Genomic DNA, 24,599 nt, shown 5'->3' with positions numbered 1-24,599 from the left:
CCTGCTGTGGTGTCATCCCAATGTTTGACACTGGGATCCAGATTCTCCTTTTGGTTTGTGCTTTCATGGAAAATATAAAAATTATTTGCAGGCAAAGCCTGTTAGATCTCAGTGTCAAGCACTGGAAAAAGGGGAAAGTCTTTTCAAATCCTCATGTAAAGAAAAGTAAATGGGTATAATAAAGAAAAACTTTCTTAAGTTACTTCAATCTAAGCGCGTACATGCTCGTGTAAAAAGAAAAAATAAAAAGAACAACATTTTATGCTTTTGCTCTTTTACAGCACTGATTGTCTCAATTGGGTGTCCTATATGTATATTACTAAGTATATTAGTTAACTCTTACAGTGCTTTAACAGTAACGAAAATTTTATTACCAGTTGAAATAAATGCTGATCTTATTTTAACTAATAATCCTGGTGATTTACGATATAAGTCCATTGGCTTACTCAACAATTCTTTACGTAAGGTGTTTGAAGGAACTGATTTTAAAGACGGTGACGAAATTTTAAGTCGTAATTCTTACAAAGAACTAGAGAAATTTTTTCATAAGAAAGTAAAAGATAGTGGTGAATATGAGATCTGGTTTACCGCGTCAAGTATAATTAATTCAATAAATAAATATAAACATTTGAATGATCATTATGCTAAATTACTTGATTGGTTAAAAGAGAAGGGAAGAGTAAGAAAATTTTTTAATAAGTCTCTGTTTCTTAAGTCTGATTCTTGTGAGCCTGAGAATGCAGGGATTTTAGGGGCATTTATCGGTTCATTAATGACAATTATAGTATGCTTAGCGTTGGCATTGCCAATAGGAATTATGTCAGGTATCTGTCTTTATGAATTTATGCCTAGAAATAGGCTAATAACCAGTATTGTAGAAATTAGCATGAATAACCTTGCTGCAGTGCCTTCGATAATATTTGGTGTGGTAGGACTGACTCTCTACTTGGGCATATTTGGTTTACCCCGTTCTTCACCGCTTGTTGGCGGGATGACTCTTTCATTTATGATGCTGCCTAATATTATTATTGCAACAAAAAATGCCTTTACAAACGTTCCTATTGCAATAAAAGATGCAGCGTTTGCGCTAGGTGCACCTCACATCAAGGTGATATTGGATCACTCTTTACCGATTGCGTTGCCACGGATAATACATGGTGCAGTGCTTGCAATTGCAAGGATTTTAGGCGAATCTTCCCCTTTACTTATGATAGGCATGGTAGCATTTATTGCTGATACACCTACATCCTTCTTCGATCCGGCAACTGTTTTACCTGTACAAATATACATATGGTCAAGTAGTCCTGAAATTGCATTTATTGAGCTTGCTGCCATTGCAATTATAGCTTTATTGTTAATGCTATTTGCTTTGAATTTAATAGCAAATTTTGTAAAAAGAAAGTTCGAGTTTTTTGATTCATGAAAATTACAATCCTATCTGGTTATGGCTTAAATTGCGAAAAAGAAACTGCATTTGCATTTATGGAATGTAGCAGAAAGCTTGGTATTAATAATATTGAAGTAAAAATCGTTCACATTAATGATATTATAGATAATCCAAGTGAACTGAAATTAAGCAATATACTTGCAATTCCAGGAGGTTTTTCCTATGGTGATGACACTGGTGCTGGTAATGCGTTTGCTTTGCGTATAAAAAACAACTTGTTAGACGAATTTCAAAATTTCTTATCTCAGGATAAGCTTATTATAGGGATATGTAATGGTTGCCAGATATTAGTAAAGTTAGTTCCAGAATTCTCTAATCTAGCTTTAACCTCTAATGATATAGGTAATTACCAATGTCGTTGGATTAGAGTGAGAGTTAATCCGCAGAGTAATTCTGTTTGGCTACGGGGCCTGAGTGAACTATATCTCCCTATTGCTCATGGGGAAGGCAAATTTTTTATGGATCAAGATACTTTGAATCAATTGATTGAAAATAATTCCGTTGCACTGCGTTACGTTGATGAAAATGGTGACTATGCAAATTTACAATTTCCTTACAATCCAAACGGATCTATATACGACCTGGCAGCTTTGTCAGACAAAAGTGGTAGAGTTTTAGCTTTAATGCCTCACCCAGAGAGAGGAATATTTTTTACTCAGCAGGACAACTGGCCTCTTGAAAAAGAAAAATGTAAACGTTCAGGAGTGGCTATGCCAAAATATGGTGATGGAATGCTCATATTTGAGAATGCACTAAAATATTTTGCGTAAGTATTACAATACATTACATACAACAAGTTTTTAAACCATAAAAAGTTACTTGATCAGGATGACAATAAATCTTTATTTTTGATCTGCAGAGTAGCTTTCTCTAACGTTAGGGATATAATTGTTCCACTTTCCAATTGCTTTTCTCAACAAGAGTATATCTAAATCTAGTGTGTCTCCTATATTCACCTTCTTGCCAAAATTCAATTACCTTTGGGATTACGCAAAATCCCACCCAAAAGTCAGGACGAGAAACTTGTGTATTGTGAAATTCTTTCTCTTTCAATTCTATAGCCTGCTCAAAATCTTGCCAATTTTTCAGAACTCTTGATTGTTTTGAGCACCACGCGCTAATTTGACTATCGCGTGCTCGAGAGGAGAAATATTCGTCAGCCTTTTTGCCGCTTAGAAGCCTAACTTCTCCTTCAATTCGTACTTGTCTAGAAAATTCTGTCCAATGAAATACGAGTGCAGCTTTGGGGTTCTCAGTCAATTCTTTTCCTTTTCTACTGTTTACGTTAGTAAAGAACACAAAACCTTCTTTACTATATTCCTTTAGTAATACCACTCTTGCAGATGGAATGCAGTCTTTGCTACACGTTGCTAGCGTCATTGCAGTTGGCTCCTTACACGGAGAATTAAGTACTTCTTGATACCACTTTGAAAACAAATCAAAAGGATCTTTTTCAGGTAAGAGTGTCATATGCAAAAATAAAATTTAATTCTGACATGCATTGCAAAAATAAGTGCTACGACCATTTTGTCGTATAAGTGTTATGATATTGTTGCAGATTCTGCAAGGTTTTTGCACTTTACCATATACGTAAAAGTTATTTTGAAAGTATCCAGCAGATCCAGATGGCTGTGCATAATCTTTCAGTGTTGAACCACCAGCAGCAATTGCATCACTCAGAGTATTTTTTATTTCGATAGCAAGTTTTTCGCACTCTATATATGTTAAATCTTGTGCTAGCCTAAGTGGTGATATGCGAGCTCTAAATAAGCTCTCAGAAGCATATATGTTACCTACGCCAACTATTAGCTTATTATTCATTAATACTGATTTGATATTTGCTTTTCTGCTCTGTAGCAACTTCTGTAAATAATTTCCATTAAATTCATCTGTGAGGGGTTCTATTCCTAGGTTATTAAAAAAATTTAGTTCTTGCTCTCTGTTTAAAACAATCACTAATCCAAACCTTCTTGGGTCATTAAAGATTAGTGAAGTGTTGTCAGAAAATAAGAATATCACATGATCATGTTTGTTCTGTGCTTGATTGTCTTCAACATATATAAGCTTTCCGCTCATGCCAAGGTGTATGATTACAGCCATACTAGCATCTATATTCGAGATTATATATTTACCTCTACGCTTGATATCATTTATAACTTTGCCCTTTAGCAAATCATCAATATTTTTTGTTATTGGTACACGCAAATTCCAATTATTGACTGTAACATTGCTTATTTTCTTATTTTTGATTTTATCAAATAAGAAGTTAGAGATGACTTCCACTTCTGGGAGTTCTGGCATCTTGTCTACTCTGTTGCTGTTTTTTTCTTTTTAGAATATTTTGCTTTAAAGCTTTTGCCAATCTTTTTCTCTCTTCTTCTTTTTCCTTATTTTTTTTCATGTTATTCATTATCATAATACGTGAACTTGCCGTTGTAGCTCAGGTGGTAGAGTACGTCATTGGTAATGACGAGGTCCCAAGTTCGAATCTTGGTAACGGCAGTTTAGAGGACGATATTCATAAAGTCAATCCTCTAGATGCTAATTAGATTATAGAAAAACGTCTAGTAAATACCTTTTATACACTACCATTAAGCTGCTTTTTCAGTATTACTATTCAATAATACCTGCCGTAATTTTTCTTTAGAAAATCCATGCATTAAAAGAAATTGTATAATCCTTTGCCAAAAATCCCTCACAATATACTGAAGGATTATTAAAACTTACGTTGGCAGGGTTAAACCTGTTACCATAACTTCCCCCACCACAAATATTTTCATAACAACACTGCTTACAATCGTCAGGCCTGTTTTCCATATCACTCAAAAAGTTATTAAAAAATTTATCTGATGAGAACTTAGCCCAACTAGTATTGCTTATGTTATATTCAACAAACTTATGAGGGACACATGTTCTCAAATCATCTAGTGGGCCGAGATTACCATTATTGGAAACACATATTAACGGTAATACAAAAGGACTTCTTTTGCCAAATCCTTCAACTCTTGAATAATTACCGTAAAATAGCTCTAATGAAAAGTTATATAGAAATTTCTCTATCCTTTTTATGATAGTTCTCAGTCAGGTCTTCTTTTATCTTATCTGCCCAGCATATATTACCATGCCCTCCACCATCTCTATCAAACTGACAATGGCTATTGTGATTATTTCTACCATGAAAATTATCTGAAAGCTTTTCTATTCTTTTAAGTATGACACTACTACTAACTTGACCGATATTAGCGCTAAGAAGCTCTAATAATAAATCCACTTGTTTTTCTTTATTGTTTACCATAATTATTTTGCCTTAAAATAGCAAAGTCTAGGTTTACTATAGCTTTTGTCAAGCATTTATTTGAGCTATTTATATATTGGAGTGCTACTCGTTATTTTGTTGGCTTTCAAATGTATAACTTTCGGTATCTTGTTTTCAAGGACTTTTAACTTAATATTACCACTATTAAAGTCAATACTATAACACTTTAGTTCTTGACCATCCTTGAGTCCCATATTATGGCAATCACCACCTAATTTAACCCCACGTATCTTTTGTAGCTCTAGACTTCTGGTTAAGTTAAAGCATATATCACTATACTTATCAGTATCTTGGAAAGTTAAATTTTTATTTAGTAATCTGCTGGGTAGTAATTTGAGAAGTATGCTAGAATCTCTTATAGAGGCTATGATGTCTTTTATAAGGTACTCTGGTAAGTAATGTTTTAAATGACTTGCAAATAAGTCAACATTAAAATTAACTTTCTTTGAAGTTATTTCACTTATTATATTATTTATAGTAGTCAATAAGTTATACCTTCCATTACTAACCTCATTTAATTTCTCATCTATTATCATTGCAAGAATAAAACCTTTGTTATAACTCAACATGCTTATGTTTTGATCAAGTAAATGCTTTTGATTTGTTTTTTCGAAATCAATATTAGGTATTAAAGAATTAAAATACTCTTTTAAAGTAATATTAATTATTTTTAAGTACTCATCTTTATTAATAAATTTCGTGTCAAGTAAGGTTTTCACTCCATAAAATTCCGTAAATCCTTCAAAAAACCACTTATATTTTACTTCATTTTCCTCATCCTCATCTTGCTCTATTATACGCCCTATGTATCTATGAATTAATTCATGTGATATCACTCTAGTATAATCTTTGATATTTTTTTTAAGCTTCCCTCAATAATTACATAGTCCTTTCCTGCAGCACCTGTAGTTCTAATAAGATTGGGATTATCAACAAGTACTATATTATACGGCTTACTTTCTAGTATGAATAAGTTATCTTGAGCTAAGATAATTTTATTAATAATATTTACAAAACTGATACTATTATGAGCATTGGTATAAAGCTTATTTCTTTTATCAAGATCAAAACTTCTAAAATTGTCAGTTCTAATAATTTTTTCTATATTATCAAAAGGTTTTCTAAAAGGTAAAAAATTAGGTAAGTTTTTTAAATGTGATGAAGAGTTACCTAAAGCAATAGCAGAATGCATATACTGAATGTATATAAGGAAAAAACAAATAATATAATTTAATAGACTGTGTACATTTTTAAGCTTAATGTTTGCCATAAATAAAACAGGACATTGAGAAGTGTAAGTAATTACGATTAAGCAAATATAATTTATTGCTAAGTAGGTGATAAGGATAATTTTAATTATCTCTTTAAAACTTTACTCTTCCCATATTATTGAACACCTTATAATAAAGACTGAGAAGAAAGTTACAAAGGATTGTATATTCTTATCATCATAGCGCTGTTACTACAGTAATAACACTAAGAATAACTATAAGTTTCTTTGAATGATAGTTGAATTTTGATTGAAATTTTGAGGCTATAAAAACCGCAGGTACCAGTTGGTTTTTATTAGCTAAAGTAAACGTCAAATATCTGGAATTCTGGACATAAAATCCTCCTTTGAAAAAAAAGATTAGAAAAAAATGCAATGCACATACGACAGAAATTAAGTATGTGTGTATGCACCCACATACGCTGAAGAGGATACGCTACATTTTTTTATGAGTTTGATTGTTTAATAAAAAAAAGTCTGCAGACAAAGATAAATTTTTGAGCTCTAAAAGTATCTCTAATTGTCATTATAATCAGATTTAGAATATGCGGAAGTAATTTTTTAGCTATAAGAATATATTATAGAAAAAAGGAACCCAAAAGTTAGCGTTATTGGTAATCCAACTTGGTGTAACGGCACTGTAGACCTTACAATAAAGACTGAGAGTAAAGTTACAAAGGAAGATTATCATGCTTCTTCCATATTCTTTCTACTTTCTTGTTTTTAAGTAGCTCTAATGCTTTGTGAAAGTGATGCCTTGTTTTACTTGGCACTATAATGTCATCAATGTATCCATGTGATGCAGCAAAAAATGGATTAGCAAATTTCTCTTTATATTCTTTGATTAACGTTTGCTGGTCTTTTTCATGCCTAAATATAATTTCAACTGCACTTTCAGGTCCCATTACAGCTATTTCAGCGGTTGGCCAAGCATAATTTATATCACCTTTTAGATGTTTCGAATTCATGACAATGTATGCACCACCGTATGCCTTCCTGGTGATCAAGCTAATTTTCGGCACGGTCGCTTCAGCGTAAGCGTAAAGCAGTTTCGCTCCGTGCTGTATTATATTATTGTATTCTTGATTCGTGCCAGGTAAAAACCCTGGAACATCAATAAGTGTGATGATGGGAATGTTAAATGCGTCACAAAATCTTACAAACCTTGCAGCTTTTCTTGAAGAGTCAATATCCAAGCATCCTGCAAGGTGCATAGGTTGATTTGCAACAACACCAATAGTATTTCCTCCAATTCTGCCAAAGCCAATTATGATGTTACGGGCAAAATCGGGTTTTAGTTCAAAAAATTTCCTTTCATCACACACCTTTTCAATGAGTTCATACATATCATAAGGAGTATTAGGATTACTAGGAACTAGAGTGTTCAAAGATTCATCAACATCATCAATTAAGTTGCAGATAGGTACAGATTTCGTTGACTCTTGATTATTTACTGGTAAAAAGGTAAGGAATTCACGGATTCTCAGCAGCATTTCAACATCGTTATTGAACGCAAAATCTGCTACTCCTGTTTTGCTTGTATGAATTTTTGCTCCACCAAGATCTTCGTGGCTTACATCTTCATAGGTAACTTTTTTCACTACATCTGGTCCGGTTATAAACATGTATGAGCTATTTTTTACCATGAAAATAAAATCGGTTAGCGCTGGAGAGTAAACTGCACCGCCAGCACATGGGCCCATGATTAGAGAGATTTGTGGTATAACGCCTGATGCATTTACATTCCTTTGAAAAATTTCTCCGTAACCAGCAAGGGAATTTACTCCCTCTTGAATTCTAGCTCCACCAGAGTCGTTTAGTCCGATAATTGGAATCCTGGCATTAATTGCCATATCCATAATTTTGCATATTTTTTTTGCATGTGATGCACCAAGTGATCCACCAAAGACAGTGAAATCCTGAGAATAAACAAAAACTTTTCTGCCATGAATAGTACCATGGCCAATTACAACTCCATCACCTAAAAAATCAGCATTTTGCATGCCAAAATCAGTTGCGTGATGCTTCACAAACTTATCATACTCTTGAAATGAATTTTCATCGAGCAATATACTCAGCCTTTCTCTAGCGGTTAGCTTTCCTTTTTCATGTTGCTTGTTAACTCTATCAGGACCTCCTCCTTTTTCGGCTTCTAATGTTTTGATCTTTAGAGTTTCTAGTATTTCAGAGTCTTGCATGTAGTAAAATAACTTTCAAATTGGTTGTAAACTTTATTGAGCTTACAAATCCTATTGATTATACACATACACCGTTACTGCATGCAACGGTGTATGTGTACGATAATTAATGCGCTAGCAATTTCTATTTAATATTTTGAGAATGCTGAGACTCACTAACATTCTGTGCACTTGCACTTGTTACACCTGTTGATGGATTAATTGTTATAACTTCTCTTTCAATTCCTTGTAAGTTTGAAGCCAATGAGACCAATTTTGCTAGAGTCATGTCATTATATTTATCCATCTTCTTATTCTCATAATAGCCAATTTTTATTTTTACAGCTTTGTTTTCCTCGAAGTCCTCAGGACTTATATTATCACTTAAATCAGTACAAAATACGTTACCATTTCCACTAATATTTAAAGCAATACTGCAATCTCTATCACCCACTTTCCAGTTAAATTTAATTATACAAGACTCATTTAGTATTTGATAAAGCCTTACACCATCATCACTTTGTGAAACACGCACCAACCTTTTATCTTCTGGAGATACCAATGTAAAAGCTCCAATTTTTGGATTACTATCCTTTAAGGCTTTACCAGGAAATGAGTTATCAAATTTTAACTCACCTCTGCCTTCTTTTAACGATACCCATGCAGTAAATGATTTATCTTCTTTTCCTCTCAACCTCACATCTATAGAATCATTACCTGTATATTCAGCAATTCCTTTTCGAATTACACTCAGAAATTTCTTAGTTTCTTCATCATTGTCACTCAAAAAAAAGCTCCTTATTTTCATGTGACCGGGATGGATCATTGAGATTTTCCAATGCTTTAGCCAAAGTTATATATTTATATATACGTGTCCTTTTGTTATAAGGTGTCCCTAATTTATAAATTTGAGGAGTTAATTGAGCAACTTGACCGCAATTCATTATTAAAGTTTCATTTGCATTATGCATAGCGCCTCCAATTCTACATAATAAACTTAAGATAAAATATCCTAATTTTAGGATAGGTATATAATCTATCAAGTCAATAGTTAAATTAAAAAATTTTGATTATAATTTACTATTTATAAAATACGCTCTTAAACTATGCTGAAAATAGTCATAATAGGCCTTCCAAATGCAGGCAAGTCAACTCTATTTAATAGGCTGGTGGGAAGAAAAGCAGCGGTAGTTAGTGACATTCCAGGAGTAACGAGAGATAGGCGTGAAGGAATTGGAAGAATTAGTGATTTAGAGTTTAAAGTTATAGATACAGGAGGATGGAATGACCAAACCAGTTTTTCACTACAAGTTATTGAACAAATAGAGTTTTCTTTGTCGAGTGCAGATGTAGTTTTCTTTCTTGTTGATGCAAAAGTGCAAAACGAGCAGAACAAAGAGTTTGCAAAGTGGCTGAAGAGAAAAACAAATAAACCTGTAATACTAATAGCAAACAAATGTGAAAGTCATAAATCGGAAAATGTTGATTATTTGCAGTTTTTCAATTTCATAGGTCCGGTATACATCTCAGCCGAGCATAATCTTGGCATGGTTGATCTTTATGATGCATTAGCTGGTGTGATTGAAGGTCTTAGCGAAGGCACTGAGCTGCCTGAAAGTGAGTCCATTAGACTGAGGATTGCAATCATCGGTCGCCCAAACGTTGGAAAATCAACTTTTTTAAACAGTTTACTTGCAGAAAATAGACTAATAGTAAGCTCAGAACCCGGTACCACGCGTGACTCTGTGGATATTTCATACGACCATAATGGGAAATTAATCACTCTCATCGACACTGCGGGAATCCGCAGAAAGGCAAATGTTGTTGATAACTTAGAATCAAGATTTGTTGAAAAAAGTATAGAGTCAATAAAGCGCTCTCATGTAGTGATTTTAATGTTAGATTCCTTGCTTGGCATTGAGCAGCAGGATTTATCAATTGCTGAAGCTGCAATTAAAGGGGGGAAGGGAATTATCATTGTTTTAAATAAGTGGGATTTAATAGGTAAGGATGACAGAAGTAAGTTAATAAAATTTGTCAAACAACAGGAAGTGACTCGGTTATTTTTGGAAGTGCCAACTGTAACAATTTCTGCATTGAAAGGTATGCGCTGTGGTGATGTGATAGATAAGTGTCTTGAAGTGAGTGAATCCTTAAACAAGAAGATCAGCACTGCAAAACTGAATAATTGGCTAATAGATGCTGTGGAAAAACATTCTCACCCACTTATAAAAGGTAGAGAGATTAAAATGAAGTATATTGCTCAAATTGGCACCAAACCTCCAGCTTTTTCTTTGGTATGCAACGTCCCGGAAAGTGTTGATGAGAGTTATAAACGTTATTTGACTAATGGTCTTAGAAAAAACTTCTTTGTTGAAGGTGTACCAGTTAGATTGCTTTTGAAAAAGAATAAAAACCCCTATGTAAAGTAGATAATCTTGTTTTACTAATAATATACTTTTTTATCTTAGTAATATTATTAATAAGTAAATAATATTACTTAAATAAGTAGTTGATAAATTAATATTATATAGTAAAGTATTAACTTGTTTAGTACTTTTGCTATGAATTATAAAGGACAAGATTTAAGGCCTGGATCTCCACATACTTTCACGGTTGATACACCTTTAGTATTTCAGTGGCTTCCAAAAAGATATGGATACCCGATTCCAGAAAAATATTTGGAAAGATTGAGCAATTGGGCAAAAAGGGAAGATACGCGTGTAGTGAAATTAGTAATAAATGGATCTGGTTTTACTCCTACGCAACGTAAAGAGTTGGAGAATAAAATATCAAACAGAGAGTTTAACCCAAACAAAAACATAGAGCTTATAGACTTTAATGAGCTGGATTTAGGAGAGTATGAATTTAGCTTTCACTTACAAACAGATAAGAAAACAGAACTATCTAAATGTCCTTTATACACTGTATCTCAATATTTCAAAGATCTATACTCTATTCCAGAAAGTAAAATTTTGGTGTTGAGATAGACAGTATGCGTATATTTATGTTGTTGGTATTGAAATCTCCTATGATCTATTTTGATTTTGATATCTTACCTAAAGAAGATAAGAAAGTTGGTGAGATTCAGGCTGTGCATGGCTTTTTGGTTGCTGAAAATGACAGAAAAGGTTATGACTATGATGGTATAGCAAGTATTGAAAATGCTATCATTGCTCTAAGCTATGATGGTATAGCAAGTATTGAAAATGCTATCATTGCTCTAAGCGATGCTGGTAGAGTAAAAATTATGGAAATTTACAATGAAGTAAAGAATAAGTTTCAAAAAGATTATCCTTTGTTTAAGTTATCAGAACATGAGATTTACAAAATTATGGAAGAGATAGTATATTTCACTCTTTCTAATGACGTTCTTCTTCTTATATCTAGCTATCAAGATTCTAACAAACGTTACAACAGACGTTTGGAAGAAGCAAGATTGCTTATGCAAGAAACATTTGGGTTTAAAACCAATGGAGGAGAAGTTGATATTCAATATGACAATAGCTGGACGAAAAACAAGGATGAATTGTATACCAAAGAAGAAATTGCAAAAATAGATAGTGATACTAGGGTTGTAACTAGTATGCAAACTAAATCAGTATCTAGCTGTGAATACATGCATAGAGGCTAGATAAAAAAGTTATAGAGTGATATGTGTCGCTTTATAATTATATAGAACATTATTAAACAAAAGTTGACTTTTTCGGTTGTTGTGGTAATTCGTTAATTATGTCAGATATAAATAACAGTTCTACAATCTTTTTGCTGTCAAGTGCCGCTGCTCTGATTTTTGCATATGTGCTAGAGTATTTCTTCAATATGCTACCATGCAAGTTATGCATATACGAGCGAGTAGTTTACTATGTTACAGGGCTACTTGCAGTTGCGTACATGTTCAAAGACAACAAAATCCTAATCTATGCGATGTTTTGCAGCTATCTCATTGGTGCAATAATATCTTTTTATCATGTAGGTCTTGAACTCCACTTATTTCATGATGTTTTAGGCTGTACAGAGCAAGCAAGTGGTAACGTTAGCATAGAAGAGTTGAGAAATAATCTATTAAACCCCAATTACTCTCCGTCTTGTGACAGGCCTCATTATATTTTTGGTGTTTCATTAGCAACATGGAATCTTATTTATCTTATAGTAGCCCTGTTTGTATCAGGTAGGATATATTGTAAAGAAAGAAATTTAAGGCACAATTGGTGCAAAAAGTAGCAAGAGTAGATGCTGCATTTGTACACCGCTTAGTTGTCACCCAGTTTCCGCAATTTAAAGATCTGTCTATCTGCCAAATCGTGCCCGGTGGATGGGACAATAGAACATTTGTGCGACCCGAAGTTGCGATTTTGTGATGGTTAGATTCCATCTTCTCTAGACATCAGGGATAATGTATGTCTCACATTTTAAAGAATGGCAACCTTTAGGATGCAAGCATGAGATAAAAGCAGGTAATGCTAAACCTTATAGCAAACTCCTGCAAACAGAGTTAGATATGGTTACAAGAGAAACTTATGATTGAATTGTCGTTATATTGAATATGCGAAATTAAGGTTGTTTTACGCATAGACCAAAATGGTATGAAGCATACGAGGAATTAAAGTTAGATGTCTTTGATTATAGATGTTCTCAGCTTCCGGTAAAAAGTAAGAACCTAAGTCTAACACGAAACAAAATCGTGAAACGGGATAACCATATAGGTGCTCTTATATTCATTTGAATGTAAGTAGGCAGCCAGCCATAAGCACTTACATTGGAGGGATTGTCCAAGAAGCTAATGCCCAAAGTAATATTTGGGATATGCAGACGTGGACACTATAATTTGGAGGGTAAAGTTGTGAATAGTAGTAAATATGTTATAGACCAACAATTTGTTAGGTATGAATGGAATACAATTCCTTGGCGTAAAGTTGAGAAATTTGTATTTAAGCTACAAAAGCGAATTTACCAAGCTGCAATATGTAATGATAAGAAGAAGGTACATAAACTTCAAAGATTATTACTCAATTCAATAAGTGCAAAACTACTTGCTGTCAGAAAAGTAACTCAAGATAACAGAGGGAAGAAAACTGCAGGTATTGATGGAAAAGCAAATCTTAATCATAAAGAAAGATTGCAATTAGCATATTCTTTAAATGTTAGAGAAAAAGCGAAACCATCAAAACGTGTTTGGATTCCAAAACCTGGAAAACCAATAGAATATCGCCCTCTTGGTATACTTACTATCTCAGATAGGGCAAAAGAAACACTTATGAAAATGGCACTAGAGCCAGAGTGGGAGGTAGGATTTGAACCGAACATGTATGGTTTTAGACCTGGTAGGTCATGTCATGATGCTATTGAAGCCATATTTAATTCACTGAATTGGAAAACAGCGTACTGTTTAGATGCTGATATTTCTGGATGTTTTGATAATATTAATCAAAATGCTCTGTTGGAAAAACTTAACACTACACCAACCTTTAGAAGAATTATAAAAGGATGGTTAAGAGCTGGAGTAATGGAAAACAGAAAATTTGAATCCACAAAACGTGGTACAATTCAAGGAGGGACGATCTCACCGTTACTTGCTTGTGTTGCATTAAATGGATTAGAACAATATATCAAAGAAACGTTATGGAGTGAACTTCTTCAATATAGGAAGATGAAATGTGGTGTTGCAAGCAGTAGAGAAGCAAAAAGCTCATTAAGTGTAATTTTCTACGCAGATGACTTTATCATCATACATGAGAGTAAGGAAATCATTCTGAAGGCAAAAATGATAGTTGAAGAATGGCTCAAAACCATTGGACTAGAATTGAAACCTTCAAAAACAAAGATTTCTCATACTCAAAATGGAGAAAAGCCAGGATTTAATTTTCTTGGTTTCTCAATAAGGCATTACTCTACGAAAAATAATAAGAGGGGTTATAAATTATTAGTCAAACCAAGTCGTGAATCCAGAAAACAGCATACACTCACTATAAAACATAAGATTAGAGGATTAAGAGGATCAACACAAGAAACAGTAATAAGACAGCTTAACCCAATTACTAGAGGGTGGAGCAAATATTATTCTTCGGTTGTGTCAAACAAGACCTTTAGGTTTATTGACAGTGTAATGTTTAGAAACATCTGGAAGTGGGCAGTCTACAGGCACCCAACCAAAGGAAAATACTGGATTAAAAATAAATACTTTAAAAAGTATAAAAACGATAATTGGCGATTTATGACAAATAACAAAGTTCTTCTTATTAAGCACGGAGATCATGCTATTAAAAGGCATGTCAAAGTGAAAGGAACCAAGTCTCCATATGATGGCGATTGGGTTTATTGGGGTAATCGTTTAAGGAAGATACCAGATAAACTACCAAGAGTAATAAAATTGTTGAAGTTACAACAAGGTAAATGTGGTCATTGTCAACTTTGGTTTAAAAATGATGATATCTTAGAAACACATCATATTGACCGAAACAGACGTAATAATATGAAAAAGAATTTATCCTTGTTACATGGACATTGTCACGATGAATTACATAGAAAGTGTGCATGACAAGCACCAAATTATAGAGGAGCCGTATGAGGCGAAAGTCTCACGTACGGTTCTGAAGTCGAGTGGGGAGAGGCGACTTTTCCCACTTAGATAACCGTCTGGGTGATCACATGCTTGTGCGTATGCCAAGCGCTGCAAAGTATGCAATGCAGGTGGAAAAGGAACAAAAGTGGTTACCCAGGTTGGCACCTTTACTGCCACTTTCAATTCCAAAGCCTTTGGCAATGGGAGAGTCGTGTGAGGGTTACCCATGGCAATGGTCTATTTACCAATGGATTGATGGCAACACCGCTGCATCTGTGCACATAGCAGATCTGAATAACTTTGCAACCAGCCTTGCTCAATTTCTCGCTGCTTTACAACGCATAGATACTACAGATGGGCCTCTTCCCGGACCACATAATTTCTATCGTGGAGGGGTACTAACAACCTATAATGCTGAGACAAAGCAAGCAATTGCCGTTCTAAAAGATAGAATAGATGCCAATGCTGCAATCGAGCTCTGGGAAGCAGCGCTAGCAAGCGCTTGGAAAGGTTTGCCAGTGTGGGTCCATGGTGACGTTAGCGCTGGCAACCTATTGGTGCAAGAAGGAAAATTGAGTGCCGTCATTGATTTTGGAGGATTGGGGATCGGCGATCCCGCTTGCGATCTAATGATTGCTTGGACGCTGCTTAGAGGAGAAAGCCGAAAAATCTTCCGTGCAATGCTTCCGTTGGATGCTAGCACTTGGACTCGTGGCCGTGCCTGGGCTTTATGGAAGGCTCTTGCTGATATTACCACAAACACGAACGCTGTCGAAGCTTGGCACACTATTAATGAAGTGTTTAGAGATTATAAACGCAATTCATAAAGTATATTTGTATGAACATTGTGATTTGAGAGCAATCTCCACTAGAAAGGATGTAATCTCAGTATTGAAATCCAGTTTTTTTATCAAAAAATTTTTTGTATAAGGAAGGTGTCATACTAGTCACAGCTGTACGAACATTGTGATTTGGGCTAAAAAGATGCGAGTAGCCCCTTCGGTGTCATCTTATGTTTTTGTCATCCCAGTGCCCAGATACTGGGATCCAGAACAGGTAATAAGAAGTGCTGGAATGACATCCTGAAATTTTAGCTACAAATATTAAGAAATTTACCAAATAGAAAAAAGGCAAAAGAATCCCCCAGTAGTGAGTTTTGACCCTATAATAATGTAAATTGGCGTTGTAATAATGTGCTAACGCTTATTTAAAGCGCGTTTTGGCTGAATGTAGAAAAAATAAAAAAAGACATGCAGCCGCTATAATTTTTTGTAATTTGCCAATAAATATCTGAGTTTTTACTGAATTTTGTTGTTAAATCTGCAGAGATTAAAAACAAGGATAAATACTCCTATTGATATGATAAGGAACGTGGGAAGGTTTGTCAAGTCGCTTCTATACACCTGAGCATTGATCATACGGGTTCCATCTGTTATATATAGTCTTTTGCATACGAAGAAAACTGATGAATGAGTATGATATTACAGTTATAGGCAGCGGTCCTGGTGGTTATATAGCAGCAATTAGAGCGGCGCAGCTTGGACTTAAAACTGCAATTGTTGAAAAGGAGGAAAATTTGGGTGGTATATGCTTAAATTGGGGATGTATACCAACAAAATCGCTACTTAGAGCATCTGAAATTTATAGATTAATAAGAAGATCAGAAGAATTTGGCATAAAAGTAAAGGATGCAAGTTTTAATATACAATCAATGGTGAAATATTCAAGGAACGTTGTTGGCAAGCTATCAAGTGGTGTTGAGTATTTGATGAAAAAAAATAACATCAAAGTTCATCAAGGCTTTGGTAAACTTGCAGGTAACTATGTTGTAAAAATTCTTAATGATAAGAAGGAGGAGGAAATTTCTTCTAAGCATATCATTTTAGCAACAGGTGTAAGGGCAAGAAATCTTCCTGGAATCGAAGTAGATGGAGATTTAATATGGAATGCGCAGCACGCTATGACTCCAAAGAAGTTACCAAAATCTCTACTAATCATAGGTTCTGGTGCGATAGGAATAGAGTTTGCAAGTTTTTATAGTACTTTGGGAGTTGATGTAACAATTATAGAAGTAAAAGACACTATTTTGCCGCTGGAAGATAAAGATATTTCAAATTTAGCACAAGAAATATTCACAAAACAAAGGATAAAAATATATACAAACAGTAGCGTAAAAGCTTTGACTAAAAATAAAGACTTTGCTCAAGTGTTACTAAGTAGTGGTGAGAGCAAAGAATTTGATAGGGTGATTGTTGCAGTTGGCGTGCAAGCAAACACTGAAAATATAGGTTTAGAAAATACAAAAATTAAGTTGAGTCCTTCTGGTTTCATTGAAACGAATGAGTGGTATGAAACAAGTGAATCAAGTGTGTATGCAATAGGTGATGTAGCTGGTCCCCCATGTTTAGCGCATAAAGCAAGTCATGAAGCTGTAATCTGTGTTGAGAAAATTGCCGGTAAAAATGCTCATAAGTTAAAAAAAGAGTGCATACCAAATTGCACTTACTCTCATCCGCAAGTAGCAAGCGTTGGCCTTACTGAGGAACAGGCAATAAAAAGTGGATACGATATAAAAGTAGGAAAATTTCACTCCAACTTTAATGGTAAATCTATTGCACTAAGTGAAACTGAAGGTTTAGTGAAAACAATTATAGACAAAAAAACAGGCGAACTTCTTGGAGCTCACATGATAGGAGCGGAAGTAACAGAGTTAATTAGCAATTTCGCTCTTGCAAAGCAACTAGAGGGAACAGACTGCGACATAAAATCTACGATTTTTCCTCATCCAACTATTTCGGAAATTATACACGAATCAGTACTTGCTGCAGATGATGAATCGTTAAATAGTTAAGCTAACGATCCATTGTTTTAGAGCTACAATTATCCTGATTAGGCGATTCAATTCTAATAGATTGATTACCAATATCAGATTTTTCTAACTTTTCTTTTAACCCTTCAGCTGCTTCTTTCACTTCAAGCTTTTTTTCCTGATTAAGATCCTCTGGGCTTTTTCTTTTACTGTCTAAACCTTGTTGTCTATCAATATTTTTATTGAGTTGTTCTTGCTGAGGTAGATCAACAACTGAGTTAAAAAGAGCTTTTATTATGTTTTTTAATAAACCTCCGCTTCTGCTTTGCTCTTGAGGCTTATTTTTTACGTTAGATTCTTTTTTACTGTCACTACTTTTAGGCATTTTTAACTCAACTATCATAAAGCTTGATAAAATTTTACATGCAAAGTATTAAAAAATAATTAACAATCTATTATCAAATTACTACTTACAGATGACTATTATTCTAGCAACAGGCGGTACAGGTGGGCATGTTTTTCCAGCTATAACCTTAGCAAAAGCACTAAAGGTACAAGGGCACAATTGTATATTATTCACTGATCAAAAAACCATCAATATAGAAAGTTATATTTTACCATTGTGCAAGCCAAGTGGCAACAAATTGAAGTTTCTCTTTTTGTTAATGTATAGTTGTGTATTAGCACTGTATCAAACAAGAAAATTAAAACCAAAGCTAATCATTGGTTTTGGTAGCTACGCCTCTTTTCCAACTCTTTTTGCAGCAAAGATTTTTTCTATACCTATAATTTTACATGAACAAAATATAGTTTTAGGGAGAGTAAATAGATTCTTTTTCAAGAGTGCAAAATTAATTGCAACTAGCTTTCCAGAGACTAAGTATGCAGAAGGTAGTAAATGCGTTTTTACAGGAAATTTTGTCGATATAGAAGCACAAGGCTATTCTAGAGCTGAAACAGTTTTAAACGTGTTAATAATAGCAGGCAGTCAGGGTGCAAATTTTTTTGATGATGTAGTGAGCAGCGTAATTTGTGATCTACCTGTTGAAGTAAAAGAGAGGATTAGAGTAACGCAGCAATGTACGAAGAAAAATATAAACAAGGTCAAGAGTCTATACAAAAGTGAAGGAATTGATTGTGAGTTAAGTGAGTTTTTCGATGATATGGAAAATAAGCTGGCCAATGCTCATTTGGTAATTAGCAGAGCGGGGGCAACTTCAATAGCAGAGATTACTCTTGCTGAGCGTCCTGCTGTATATATTCCTTATCCTCACTCAAAAGATAACCATCAATTTTATAATGCAAAACATATTGAAGATTCGGGAGCAGCTGTAATAGTTGAGCAAAATAGTAACGCGAAAAAGAATCTAGGAGAGTTGCTAGTTGATTTATTGCAAAATTGTCAAAAATTGCGTGATATGGCTAATAATACTAAGAAAACAAGAATAAGGAATGGAGTTACTGAATTTATTAAGGCAATAGCTCAAGAACTTAGTTGACGAATTGCTTTTTCTTCAAATGCATCCCATAGTTCTTTTTCTAGTGATTTACTATACAACTTATTGATATAAACTACTCCCGTAGGCGAAGTTGTGTTAATTTCAAGAAGGAAGTCATCTATAATATCAATACCAACAAATATTAGCCCTCTTTTCTTTAGCTCAGGACCGATTTTATTACATATTTCAGTGTCTCTATCATTCATTTCAATAGATTCAAAACTTGCTCCAAGCCTCATATTTGTTCTGATTTCTCCGCTAGACTTTGGAACTCGCTTCATTACTCCTATTGGCTTTCCATCCAGTAGCAGTATTCTTTTATCTGTATTTATCTTTTTACAAAATGCTTGTGCAATTACAGGACATTCATATTTTGCAATCATGAGATCGACTACCACTTGAATGCTATTTTGGTCTTGTATTCTTATTACGTCATTTCCTCCATAGCTATATAGTGGTTTCAAGATGATATCTTGATAGTCGTGACAAAAATTTCTAATCATCGATATATTTTCAGTGATCAAAGTTGGAGGAATTAGCTCTAGAAATAGTGAAGTAATTAATTTTTCAGGACAGTTTCTTATTTCTGTTGGATTATTTATTACTAACGCAGTAGTCTTTTCTAAGATATAGGTTGTTGTAATGTACCGCATATCAAATGGTGGATTCTGTCTGATAAATATGATATCCATTTCATTTAGGTTGATTACTACATCCTCTTTTGAAATGAAGCTACAATCATCAACGCTGACTTTCTGAGCAAGGGCAATTGGCTGATTTAACTTGAGTGCTAAATTATTAGGTACATAAACAAAAATTTCGTACCTTCTTCTTTGCGCTTCTTTTATTAATGAAAATGTAGTATCAGCTTCAAAATTTATACTTTCATCCATCTGAAAAGCTACTTTCATTTATCCTCCCTTCCTATTACAATATAATATAGTACCATAAAAGTGTTAATAATGGAGCAAAGTATGGAATTAACAATAAGAAATAATGCACCTGATTTTAGCTTGCCAACAGATTCTGGTGAGATTTTATCACTGAGTGAATTTTTTGATAAAAAAAATGTAGTTCTTTATTTTTATCCTAAAGACGATACTCCGGGCTGCACAATGGAGGCAAAAGGCTTTAGAGACAATATAGAAAATTTCTCTTCTTTTGACACAGTGATAATTGGTGTATCAAAAGATAGCGTTAAGTGCCACGCTAACTTCAAAGCAAAATATTCTCTGCCATTTTCTTTAGTTTCTGATGAAAATGCTGAAATGTTGGAAAAGTATGGTGTTTGGGTAGAGAAAAGTATGTTTGGCAAAAAGTATATGGGAATAGAGCGCACTACTTTTTTAATAGATAAAAAAGGTAAAGTAGTGAAGATCTGGAAAAACGTAAAAGTTAGTGGACATGTTGATGAGGTTCTAGAAGAAGTAAGGAGAATATAAATTAAAGAATGACTACCCATTGCTATATAAAAAAACTGAAATTATATAACTTTCGTAGTCATTCAAACTTTGAACTGGATTTAGATGATAGACCAGTTGTAGTAACTGGCAAAAATGGTATTGGAAAAACTAATATACTTGAAGCAATCTCATTGCTTGCTAAAAGCAACGGAATGAAAAAAGCAAAAATCAATGAGATGCAAAATAGGCGCAGTAATGAAAGTTGGGTAGTGTATTATGATTTTTTCAATGGAGCAGAGCTTAACTCAATTGGTATAGGAAAGAATCTTAATAAGAAATTAATACAAATTGATGGGAAAACGCAGTCAAGCTACTCATCTTTGTATAGAATATCTAATGTAATATGGCTAATTCCACAAATGGACTATATTCTTCTTAATTCTCCAAGTGACAGGTTAAAATTTTTAGACCGTATAGTTTCACTATTTGAAGAAAATTACACCTATTGCTACATGAAATATAGAAAAGCTAAGCATGAGCGAAGTAAATTGCTTAGAGAGAATATTTTGGACGAAAGTTGGCTCTCTAGTCTTGAAAACGTCATGGCTACCAATGCAATTGATATTTTACGTATGCGATCATCTGTTTTAAAGATATTACAAGACACAATTGATAACCATTCTTGTGAGTTTTTTCCAAAGGCAAGTTTGAAATTTAGCAGTCAGCTAACTTTGAACGATACTGCAGAATATTTTCAGAATCGTCTAAAGGAAAACAGAGAAAAAGACTCATTAACTGGTAGAGTAACCTTTTCTGTACATAATGATAATTTTTGGGTTTTTTGCCAAAAAGGGGACATGCCAATAAATCTTTGTTCTACTGGAGAGCAAAAGCTATTACTGCTTTCTATCATCTTATCTAGTGTAAAAGCAAGGTGTATTCATTACAATAAAGCACCTCTTCTTCTGCTTGACGATATAATGTCGCATCTGGATAAAGATTACAGAAAGGTGTTAATGGAGGAGGTGTTAAGCATTCAATGTCAAACTTGGATAACCGATGTAAATCAAGATAATTTCAATAACTATCTTTGCTCTTTCAAGTTTTTTGAATTATCAAGTAAATAAATTTCAAGCGTGCTGTCATACATCAAGCTCATATTCGGTATGTAAATCTCTAATTAAAGCCTCAGCGTGTTTTTTTTGAACAACTATACTGATCTTGATTTCGGACATTGTGACAGCAAGTATTTCTATCTTTTTTTCGCTTAAAACCTTGAGTGTGCGATACATCACTTCAGTGTTAGACATAACACCAATACCAATTATTGAAATTTTAGCTATATTATTGTTTACGACATAATTTTCATTTTTGTTCAATAACTTTGTCATTAAATCAACATCAAATTTAGAAATCAAAAAGCTTGACCCATGTATCATGTCAACTTTAACGTTTGCTCCTGCTATATCTCTTAAAGTATCCAGAGTATTTGCAAAGTTAGTAAAAGTTACAAGAGCTTCGTGAGTGCTATAAGTTATTCCAGTAATTAAGTATCTTTCCAGTACATCTTTTTCGTGTAGTACTGTAGTGCCTTCTACTTCCTCAAAAGTGGATAACACTTGCACCTTAATATTATGCTTCATTGCAAGTTGTACTGAACGATTATGCAATATTTTAGCACCAGATGACGACATCTCCAATATTTCATTGTAAGAGATAGATTTAAGCTTGCGTGCCCTTGGAACAATTTTTGGGTCTGCTGTATATATTCCGTCAATATCAGTAAAAATTTCACAAGTCCTAATACCAAAGACTACAGCAAAGGCAATTGCTGAGATATCAGATCCTCCTCTACCAAAAGTAGTGATTCTATCATCGTGTATACCCTGAAAACCAGCAATGATTGCAGCAGTATAACCCTCAGCAAAAGATCTTTTTACATGGTCAATTTTTATCTTTTTTATTTTAGACTCAGAATAAAAATTATCCGTTACAATTGGTAACTGCCAGGCGAGCCATGATTTAGCATTAACTCCAACAGACAGAAGAGTGATAGCTAATAACCCGCAAGAGATTTGTTCTCCTGCTGAAAGCAGGACATCATACTCTGATAACTCTTGTCTACAATTTAAATTTGAAATTTGCCTGGCTTGAAAAGCCATTTGGTCAGTGAATCCTGCAGCAGCAGATACAACAGCAATTACATTATAACCTTTTTCAATATCGTTTTTTATTAGATTTGCAACTCGATTTAAGTCAGTTAGCGAAGTACCACCAAATTTTTTTATTATTATTTTGTTCATAGTTACAATAAGGTCAATTTCACCTTTCTAGAGAGTATAGTTGCTTAATTAAATGTGTTTTTCTGATCACTAATTAAAGTGATAGAGGATTATTCATCTTTATCACTACCAAGGTCTTTTAACATACTGTAGTTGCCTTTTCTAAATTTACCTTTTAAAGATGTAACTCCGCTTTCGCTAATTCCACTTAAGCTTAATGCTGCTCCACCTAGCTGCAATCCAATCTCAGACGTCTCGGGAATAATTTTACTAGCCCCTAGATCTTTATAAACCTCCACATTATTCAAATCTGGTAAACGTATTATAATATTTACATGTGGGAAGTTTGTTGCAACTAGAGAAACTATTTTCTTTATAGTGACTTCGTTCTTTATTGAAACCACAAGAGCTTGAGCTCTTTCTATTCCTACTGATTTTAAAATTTCATATCTTGTAGCATCTCCAAGATATATAGGGAAACTGTCATTTTTTCCTTCTTTCACTATTTTTGATTGAATATCTACAACAACATAACTTAAATGCTCTGCAGTAAGCATTTTCGTTACCATATATCCCACTCTACCAAACCCGGCAACTATTACGTGGTTATAAAGATCTTGTGTGTCTGTTTCGATTGCTTCATCGTCTAGTATTATTTTTTCAGTGCTAAATGAATTTGCTATCCAGTCTCCAATTCCCGATAAAAGAGGAGTAAAAGCCATAGTTACTGTAGTTACCATCATAAGCACTTGAGCGATTTCACTTGATAGTACATCTAATTCATCTGCTAAACGGAATAAAATAAATGCAAATTCACCGCCTTGTGCAAGCAGTAATCCAGCTTGTATTGCAGGTGCACTTCTAAATCCAAAAAATCTACACAATGTATATATAATGGACGTCTTTAAAACGATAAGGATAATTGATAATAAAGTAACGAGTGGTAACTTATTGAGTAAAAGGTCAATATCAATAGACATGCCAACAGTCATAAAGAATAAACCAAGAAATAAGTCTTTAAATGGCAATACTGCATGTTCTACCGAATTCCTGTGTTCTGTTTCTGCAACTAGTAACCCAGCAACAAATGCGCCTAATGCCATTGATAAATGAAATTGTTCAGTAATAAATGCTGATCCTAATATTATCAGAAGTGTTGTTGATATAAAGATTTCATTACTCTCCATTTTGGCAATAACCGAAAACAATGGCCTCAGTAATAACCTACCAGTTACAAATATCAACACCAATGCAATAGCTGCTTGCACTAATGAGCCTGCCAACGAGCTTATTAAGCTGTGTTCAGAATTGCCAGTAAGCAGGGGCACTAGTACTATTAGAGGTACCACTGCAAAGTCCTGCATTAGTAGCACTGCTATTGACAATCTACCAACTTGGCTTGCTTGAGAACCCTTTTCTTGCAGAACCTGCAACACTATTGCTGTTGAGGATAGTGCAAGTCCACCACCAATAACTGCTGCCATGTTTGTATTTACTCCAAAGGCAAGAGCAATGCACCATATTGCTATCATGGTAACTATAACTTGAAGGGAACCAAACCCAAACACATGCCTACGCATAGCGATAAGGCGTTCAAATGTCAATTCAAGACCTATAATGAACAATAGGAAAACTACGCCAAACTCTGCAAAGTTATCCATTACTTCAACTGAATGTATCAGATTAAATCCATGAGAACCAATCAATGCACCTGCAACAAAGTAACCAAGCACTGGACTAATATTCATTTTCCAAAACGCTATGACTATAAACACAGCAGCGGAAAGTAAGATTATAATATCAAACAAATGCTGAGAGCCGCTGTGCATAATAT

At 34.1% G+C, this 24,599-nt stretch carries 26 protein-coding genes and 1 tRNA gene; 14 read left to right on the top strand and 13 right to left on the bottom strand.

The genetic code is table 11. The annotated features are described in order from the left end of the window. Positions 1 to 169 precede the first annotated feature (169 nt). Positions 170 to 1,423 (top strand): PstA family ABC transporter permease, encoded by a 1,254-nt coding sequence (locus MJ631_RS05660; RefSeq protein ID WP_007302279.1) that lies wholly within the window; start codon positions 170 to 172, stop codon positions 1,421 to 1,423. After that, on the top strand, positions 1,420 to 2,217 hold the full coding sequence (locus MJ631_RS05655; protein WP_019236865.1) for a phosphoribosylformylglycinamidine synthase subunit PurQ: 798 nt from the start codon (positions 1,420 to 1,422) through the stop codon (positions 2,215 to 2,217). The genes MJ631_RS05660 and MJ631_RS05655 overlap by 4 nt, the downstream gene beginning before the upstream one ends. A gap of 106 nt (positions 2,218 to 2,323) precedes the next feature. Here MJ631_RS05655 and pdxH read toward each other — a convergent pair whose 3' ends face one another. Further along, positions 2,324 to 2,917 (bottom strand): pyridoxamine 5'-phosphate oxidase, encoded by a 594-nt coding sequence (pdxH, locus tag MJ631_RS05650; RefSeq protein WP_214303135.1) that lies wholly within the window; start codon positions 2,915 to 2,917, stop codon positions 2,324 to 2,326. A gap of 15 nt (positions 2,918 to 2,932) precedes the next feature. Then, positions 2,933 to 3,748, bottom strand: a complete 816-nt coding sequence (gene mutM / locus MJ631_RS05645; RefSeq protein WP_149168767.1) for a bifunctional DNA-formamidopyrimidine glycosylase/DNA-(apurinic or apyrimidinic site) lyase — start codon at positions 3,746 to 3,748, stop codon at positions 2,933 to 2,935. Positions 3,749 to 3,876: 128 nt separating this feature from the next. Here mutM and MJ631_RS05640 point away from each other — a divergent pair. Then, positions 3,877 to 3,949, top strand: a tRNA-Thr gene (locus MJ631_RS05640). Between the two features lie 141 nt (positions 3,950 to 4,090). Here the strand turns inward: MJ631_RS05640 and MJ631_RS05635 are convergent. The 7 genes from MJ631_RS05635 to MJ631_RS05605 form a co-directional block, all read right to left on the bottom strand. Beyond that, positions 4,091 to 4,264, bottom strand: coding sequence for a hypothetical protein (locus MJ631_RS05635; protein WP_179943622.1), 174 nt, complete (start codon positions 4,262 to 4,264; stop codon positions 4,091 to 4,093). A 223-nt stretch (positions 4,265 to 4,487) separates the two neighbouring features. Then, positions 4,488 to 4,742, bottom strand: a complete 255-nt coding sequence (locus tag MJ631_RS05630; RefSeq protein ID WP_019236861.1) for a hypothetical protein — start codon at positions 4,740 to 4,742, stop codon at positions 4,488 to 4,490. Between the two features lie 65 nt (positions 4,743 to 4,807). After that, on the bottom strand, positions 4,808 to 5,599 hold the full coding sequence (locus MJ631_RS05625) for a M61 family metallopeptidase (protein ID WP_214303136.1): 792 nt from the start codon (positions 5,597 to 5,599) through the stop codon (positions 4,808 to 4,810). Further along, positions 5,596 to 5,955 carry a hypothetical protein gene (locus tag MJ631_RS05620; protein ID WP_262986262.1) on the bottom strand — a complete coding sequence of 120 codons (360 nt, stop codon included), beginning with the start codon at positions 5,953 to 5,955 and terminating at the stop codon, positions 5,596 to 5,598. Before MJ631_RS05620 ends, MJ631_RS05625 begins: the two co-directional genes overlap by 4 nt. Positions 5,956 to 6,704: 749 nt before the next feature. Next, the gene (locus tag MJ631_RS05615; protein WP_213863877.1) at positions 6,705 to 8,231 is read right to left on the bottom strand and encodes an acyl-CoA carboxylase subunit beta; all 1,527 of its coding nucleotides are present in this window, start codon (positions 8,229 to 8,231) and stop codon (positions 6,705 to 6,707) included. A gap of 124 nt (positions 8,232 to 8,355) precedes the next feature. Beyond that, complete coding sequence (locus tag MJ631_RS05610; RefSeq protein ID WP_246485223.1) at positions 8,356 to 8,997, bottom strand: hypothetical protein; 642 nt, start codon at positions 8,995 to 8,997, stop codon at positions 8,356 to 8,358. Beyond that, positions 8,990 to 9,181: a hypothetical protein gene (locus MJ631_RS05605; protein ID WP_246485224.1), complete on the bottom strand. Its 192-nt coding sequence runs from the start codon at positions 9,179 to 9,181 to the stop codon at positions 8,990 to 8,992. Before MJ631_RS05605 ends, MJ631_RS05610 begins: the two co-directional genes overlap by 8 nt. 135 nt (positions 9,182 to 9,316) lie before the next feature. Here MJ631_RS05605 and der point away from each other — a divergent pair, with 135 nt between their 5' ends. The 8 genes from der (at position 9,317) to lpdA (ending at position 17,623) form a co-directional block, all read left to right on the top strand. Then, a complete protein-coding gene (gene der, locus MJ631_RS05600; RefSeq protein ID WP_007302288.1) occupies positions 9,317 to 10,642 on the top strand; it encodes a ribosome biogenesis GTPase Der in 1,326 nt (441 codons plus the stop codon). A gap of 132 nt (positions 10,643 to 10,774) precedes the next feature. Then, positions 10,775 to 11,200 carry a hypothetical protein gene (locus tag MJ631_RS05595; protein WP_246111615.1) on the top strand — a complete coding sequence of 142 codons (426 nt, stop codon included), beginning with the start codon at positions 10,775 to 10,777 and terminating at the stop codon, positions 11,198 to 11,200. Positions 11,201 to 11,217: 17 nt separating this feature from the next. Beyond that, the gene (locus MJ631_RS05590; RefSeq protein ID WP_262986261.1) at positions 11,218 to 11,844 is read left to right on the top strand and encodes a hypothetical protein; all 627 of its coding nucleotides are present in this window, start codon (positions 11,218 to 11,220) and stop codon (positions 11,842 to 11,844) included. Positions 11,845 to 11,942: 98 nt separating this feature from the next. After that, positions 11,943 to 12,434 carry a disulfide bond formation protein B gene (locus MJ631_RS05585; RefSeq protein WP_012481943.1) on the top strand — a complete coding sequence of 164 codons (492 nt, stop codon included), beginning with the start codon at positions 11,943 to 11,945 and terminating at the stop codon, positions 12,432 to 12,434. Between the two features lie 172 nt (positions 12,435 to 12,606). Continuing rightward, on the top strand, positions 12,607 to 12,738 hold the full coding sequence (locus MJ631_RS05580) for a hypothetical protein (RefSeq protein ID WP_255521118.1): 132 nt from the start codon (positions 12,607 to 12,609) through the stop codon (positions 12,736 to 12,738). Positions 12,739 to 12,993: 255 nt separating this feature from the next. Beyond that, entirely contained in the window at positions 12,994 to 14,748 is a 1,755-nt protein-coding gene (locus tag MJ631_RS05575; protein ID WP_214303292.1) for a reverse transcriptase domain-containing protein, read from the top strand. A gap of 110 nt (positions 14,749 to 14,858) precedes the next feature. Beyond that, positions 14,859 to 15,599 (top strand): aminoglycoside phosphotransferase family protein, encoded by a 741-nt coding sequence (locus tag MJ631_RS05570; RefSeq protein WP_250147216.1) that lies wholly within the window; start codon positions 14,859 to 14,861, stop codon positions 15,597 to 15,599. 638 nt (positions 15,600 to 16,237) lie between these two features. Beyond that, positions 16,238 to 17,623 (top strand): dihydrolipoyl dehydrogenase, encoded by a 1,386-nt coding sequence (gene lpdA, locus MJ631_RS05565; protein WP_214303139.1) that lies wholly within the window; start codon positions 16,238 to 16,240, stop codon positions 17,621 to 17,623. A gap of 1 nt (position 17,624) precedes the next feature. Here lpdA and MJ631_RS05560 read toward each other — a convergent pair whose 3' ends face one another. Then, entirely contained in the window at positions 17,625 to 17,984 is a 360-nt protein-coding gene (locus tag MJ631_RS05560; RefSeq protein WP_214303140.1) for a hypothetical protein, read from the bottom strand. A 73-nt stretch (positions 17,985 to 18,057) separates the two neighbouring features. Between MJ631_RS05560 and MJ631_RS05555 the strand changes: the two genes are divergently transcribed. Then, entirely contained in the window at positions 18,058 to 19,080 is a 1,023-nt protein-coding gene (locus MJ631_RS05555) for a UDP-N-acetylglucosamine--N-acetylmuramyl-(pentapeptide) pyrophosphoryl-undecaprenol N-acetylglucosamine transferase (RefSeq protein ID WP_214303141.1), read from the top strand. Here MJ631_RS05555 and gshB read toward each other — a convergent pair. Beyond that, a complete protein-coding gene (gshB, locus tag MJ631_RS05550; protein ID WP_052264879.1) occupies positions 19,065 to 19,991 on the bottom strand; it encodes a glutathione synthase in 927 nt (308 codons plus the stop codon). The genes MJ631_RS05555 and gshB overlap by 16 nt on opposite strands. A gap of 63 nt (positions 19,992 to 20,054) precedes the next feature. On the opposite strand from gshB, the gene bcp reads away from it, so the two are divergent. Both bcp and recF read left to right on the top strand, forming a co-directional pair. Further along, the gene (bcp, locus tag MJ631_RS05545) at positions 20,055 to 20,522 is read left to right on the top strand and encodes a thioredoxin-dependent thiol peroxidase (RefSeq protein WP_052264884.1); all 468 of its coding nucleotides are present in this window, start codon (positions 20,055 to 20,057) and stop codon (positions 20,520 to 20,522) included. An 8-nt stretch (positions 20,523 to 20,530) separates the two neighbouring features. Then, on the top strand, positions 20,531 to 21,610 hold the full coding sequence (gene recF, locus MJ631_RS05540) for a DNA replication/repair protein RecF (RefSeq protein ID WP_007302298.1): 1,080 nt from the start codon (positions 20,531 to 20,533) through the stop codon (positions 21,608 to 21,610). A gap of 15 nt (positions 21,611 to 21,625) precedes the next feature. Here recF and MJ631_RS05535 read toward each other — a convergent pair whose 3' ends face one another. After that, positions 21,626 to 22,786 (bottom strand): aspartate kinase, encoded by a 1,161-nt coding sequence (locus MJ631_RS05535; RefSeq protein WP_007302299.1) that lies wholly within the window; start codon positions 22,784 to 22,786, stop codon positions 21,626 to 21,628. Between the two features lie 89 nt (positions 22,787 to 22,875). Further along, a complete protein-coding gene (locus MJ631_RS05530; protein WP_007302300.1) occupies positions 22,876 to 24,594 on the bottom strand; it encodes a monovalent cation:proton antiporter-2 (CPA2) family protein in 1,719 nt (572 codons plus the stop codon). Between the last annotated feature and the right edge of the window lie 5 nt (positions 24,595 to 24,599).

Source organism: Wolbachia endosymbiont of Oryzaephilus surinamensis (assembly GCF_025617515.1).
Lineage (GTDB): Bacteria > Pseudomonadota > Alphaproteobacteria > Rickettsiales > Anaplasmataceae > Wolbachia.
The sequence above is the reverse complement of the archived record's forward strand: the minus strand, read 5'-3'. Positions and strand labels throughout refer to the sequence as shown.